The following is a 3,481-nucleotide window of genomic DNA, read 5'->3' as shown; positions in this document are numbered from 1 at the left end:
TCCGCTCGGCGTCATTGCCATCATCTTCGAATCCCGCCCTAATGTCACTGTCGATGCGGCTGTCCTGTGTCTGAAATCAGGTAATGCGACCGTATTGCGCGGAGGCAGTGAAGCCATCCATTCCAACGTGGCTCTGGCGGGAGTCATCCGCCATGCCATTGCACGTGCCGGCCTTCCGTCCGATGCCGTTACGATTATGGAAAATACCGACCGGACCCTGGTCGGCGAACTGCTGACACTGCGCCAGTACATCAATCTGGCGATTCCCCGCGGGGGAGCCGGTCTGATCCGCATGGTCGTCGATACGGCGAAAGTTCCGGTCATCGAAACGGGAAGCGGCGTCTGCCATGTCTACGTCGATAAAGATGCCGACCTCGACATGGCCGTCAGCATCATTGAAAATGCCAAAGTATCCCGTCCCTCTACGTGCAATGCCATGGAAACACTGCTGGTCCACAAGGACGTCGTCCAGCCGCTTATGGAAAAGCTGGTACCGGTCCTGAAGGCCCGCCATGTTGAAATGAGGGCCGATACGGCTGCCAGAGAAGCTGGCGGAACGGGCATAGAAATGGCATCAGAAGAAGACTGGCGCACGGAATACAATGCCCTCATCATGTCTATCCGCACGGTTTCATCTCTCGATGAAGCGCTGGATCATATCCGCCGCTACAGCACCCATCATTCAGAAACTATTGTCACGGAAAATACAGATACGGCGGAACGATTCCTGCAGGAAGTCGATTCAGCAGCCGTGTATGTCAATGCCTCGACGCGGTTTACCGACGGCTTTGAATTTGGCTTTGGCGCAGAAATCGGCATCAGCACGCAGAAACTCCATGCCCGGGGACCGATGGGACTGGAAGCGCTGGTCAGCTATAAATATCTGATTCACGGTAAGGGACAGATCCGCCAATGATGCGATGCCTGCGCGGATACGTGCGGACGCTGCGTCAGTATGCGTCCTCGCCGAAGACGCAATATGAGTATAAACATTACGCCATTTTTTTGCTATTATATATAATAGTAGTGGCTATTATCTGGGGAGGTATGTATATCTATTATGGAAATCACTAGATTGGGTGTTATGGGCGGAACTTTCAATCCGATCCACCTGGGACACCTGATGATAGCCGAAGAAGCACGGGAAGCGTATTCGCTGGACCGCGTCCTCTTTATTCCTTCATACATTACCCCTCATAAAGAAGTACACGGCGCTACGGCACAACAGCGGCTGGAAATGACGCGTCTGGCGACGGCCGATAATCCCTATTTTACGGTCAGCGATATGGAAATACGCCGGAGAGGACCGTCGTATACGTTGGATACACTGCGTTTTTTAAAGAAATTGTACGGCCCCAGTCATGAATTGTATTTCATTTCCGGTACGGACACCATACAGGACCTTCCGAACTGGAATCATCCGGAAGATATATTACGTCTGTGCCATTTCATCGGCGCAACCCGTCCGGACGGTACAGAAGCCATTATGCCCGTCGTCCGGCATTTCGGCAGTCTGGGACATCACATCCTGAAGCTGTCCGTACCGACCATGGAACTCTCTTCGACGGAACTGCGCCGGCGCATCCGGGAAGGCCGCAGCATCCGCTATATGATTCCCCGGGCCGTTGCAGACTATATCAGGAAGAATGGGATATATCAATGTACAGTACAACGTTAAAAGAAGAAATAAAAAGTGATTTAAAAAGCATATTATCTGCCCACCGGTATAAGCATGTCCTGGGCGTAGCCAAGGCAGCCCGTCAGCTGGCTTTGCGTAATGACTATGATCCCGATAAAGCTGAAACGGCTGGTCTTCTGCACGATGCGGCCAAGCAGCTGCCTCTGGAGGAAATGCAGGAACTGGCCCGGCAGTCTTTCGGCGACCGTCTCGATGATGCCATCATGACAAACGGCGGCCTGCTCCACGGGTATGCGGCCGTTACCGTTGCCCGTACGAAGTATCACCTGACCGACGAGGAATTTCTTGCAGCCCTGGCCCATCATACGACTGGGGCAGAAGTTATGGGGACACTGGAAAAGATCATCTTTGTTGCCGATTACATCGAAGAAAACCGTGATTTCGACGGCGTAGAACACCTTCGCGAATTGGCCGCTGCAGACCTGGACCAGGCGGTCCTTGCCGGATACGATTCGACCATTTCCCATCTGCTGGAACAGGACAAGCTTATTTTTGCCGGCACGGTCATCAACCGCAATGCCCAGATTCTGGCGATGCAGAAGAAGGGGAGACAGAAAAATGGGTGAAACGCAAAAGAAAGGGAAGACGCGGAACAAGCGTCGCCGGACCGTCAGCCCGGATGAACGGAAACGCCGGTTCTGGCACAGATTGGGAATGGCAATCCTCATCGGGCTGGCTATCATTGCCGGTGTACTGGCCTGGTTTCATTTCCGTCCGTCACCGGCAAACGAAGAATTTGCCCAACAGAGTCCGGATATACCTCTCTATGTGCTGGTTATCGGTGTCGATGAAGAAGCGGCGCCTAGGACGAATTTCGTCGGACTGGCAGCCGTCAATAAAGAAAAGAAGACCGTTGATTTCATCATGCTGCCCAATAACACCAAGATTGAAGGACGGAAGGGAAAAGGAGTACAGGCACTGCAGGATATTTACACCGAAGGCGGGATGAGCCTTACCCGGGCTGTCGTAGAAGATATCTTCCACATCCGCATTCCGTATTATATTTCTTTTACGCCTGAATCGTTTGCCCGGATGATCGATATCAATGACGGCCTGCCACTGTATGTAGAAAAACCGATGTACGGGGAAACCAGCGATGGGGCGGTTGATTTCAATCTCGGCCAGGGATACCAGCTGCTTACGGGCCGGGAATCGGCCGGCTATATGGGCTATAGCGACAAGGAAGGTCCGCTTTTCCAGGCACTGCGGCAGGAACGATTCCTCAAGGCATTTTATGAAGACCGGGAAACCCACTTTGGCATAACGAATGCGGTAAACGCATACCGCGTCTGGCACGACGTAGATTCCAACATATCGGCCAAAGACATGGCACGACTTGTCTGGACATTCCGTAATGTGCCCGTGTCGGACATTCACTTTTACATGCTGCCCGGCGAAATTGCCAAGAGTGGAGAAACGAAAACGGCTACATCGGATACGTTATGGAATTTTGATCCCGTAGAAGTACAAAAGATCATCGGGACGAGCAGCCATGCCATAGCCAATGAATAGTACGGCGTGGATGGGATAAAAAAGGAGAAGATAGAAAGAAATGCCATTAGTAATGAAAGAACAGACACACGACACAAAGGAAAAGACTTGTTATGAAATCGCAGCCCAGGCTGCATATGACAAAAAAGGCTGGGATATCATCATCCTCGATATGATGACGGCATCAATCATGGCCGATTATTTTGTCATCTGCAGCGCCCGCAATACCCGTCAGGCCCAGAGTATTGCCGACAACGTGGAAGAAGAACTGGAAAAGAACGGATACACGGT

At 51.9% G+C, this 3,481-nt stretch carries 5 protein-coding genes; all 5 read left to right on the top strand.

The features are described 5' to 3' along the window. On the top strand, window positions 1-916 hold a 916-nt coding region (locus DBO31_RS02690), incomplete at its 5' end, for a glutamate-5-semialdehyde dehydrogenase (protein ID WP_150824382.1). 144 nt (window positions 917-1,060) lie between these two features. Next, entirely contained in the window at window positions 1,061-1,678 is a 618-nt protein-coding gene (nadD, locus tag DBO31_RS02685) for a nicotinate-nucleotide adenylyltransferase (RefSeq protein ID WP_150824381.1), read from the top strand. Then, entirely contained in the window at window positions 1,660-2,265 is a 606-nt protein-coding gene (gene yqeK, locus DBO31_RS02680; protein ID WP_059075830.1) for a bis(5'-nucleosyl)-tetraphosphatase (symmetrical) YqeK, read from the top strand. Before nadD ends, yqeK begins: the two co-directional genes overlap by 19 nt. Then, window positions 2,258-3,211, top strand: coding sequence for an LCP family protein (locus tag DBO31_RS02675; protein ID WP_150824380.1), 954 nt, complete (start codon window positions 2,258-2,260; stop codon window positions 3,209-3,211). The genes yqeK and DBO31_RS02675 overlap by 8 nt, the downstream gene beginning before the upstream one ends. A gap of 40 nt (window positions 3,212-3,251) precedes the next feature. Then, a partial coding sequence (locus DBO31_RS02670; protein WP_150824379.1) for an RsfS/YbeB/iojap family protein occupies window positions 3,252-3,481 on the top strand: 230 nt, incomplete at its 3' end.

This window comes from Megasphaera sp. DJF_B143 (genome assembly GCF_900320625.1).
GTDB lineage: Bacteria > Bacillota > Negativicutes > Veillonellales > Megasphaeraceae > Megasphaera > Megasphaera hexanoica.
Note: the sequence above shows the minus strand (reverse complement) of the source record. Positions and strands in the feature narration are given on the sequence as shown.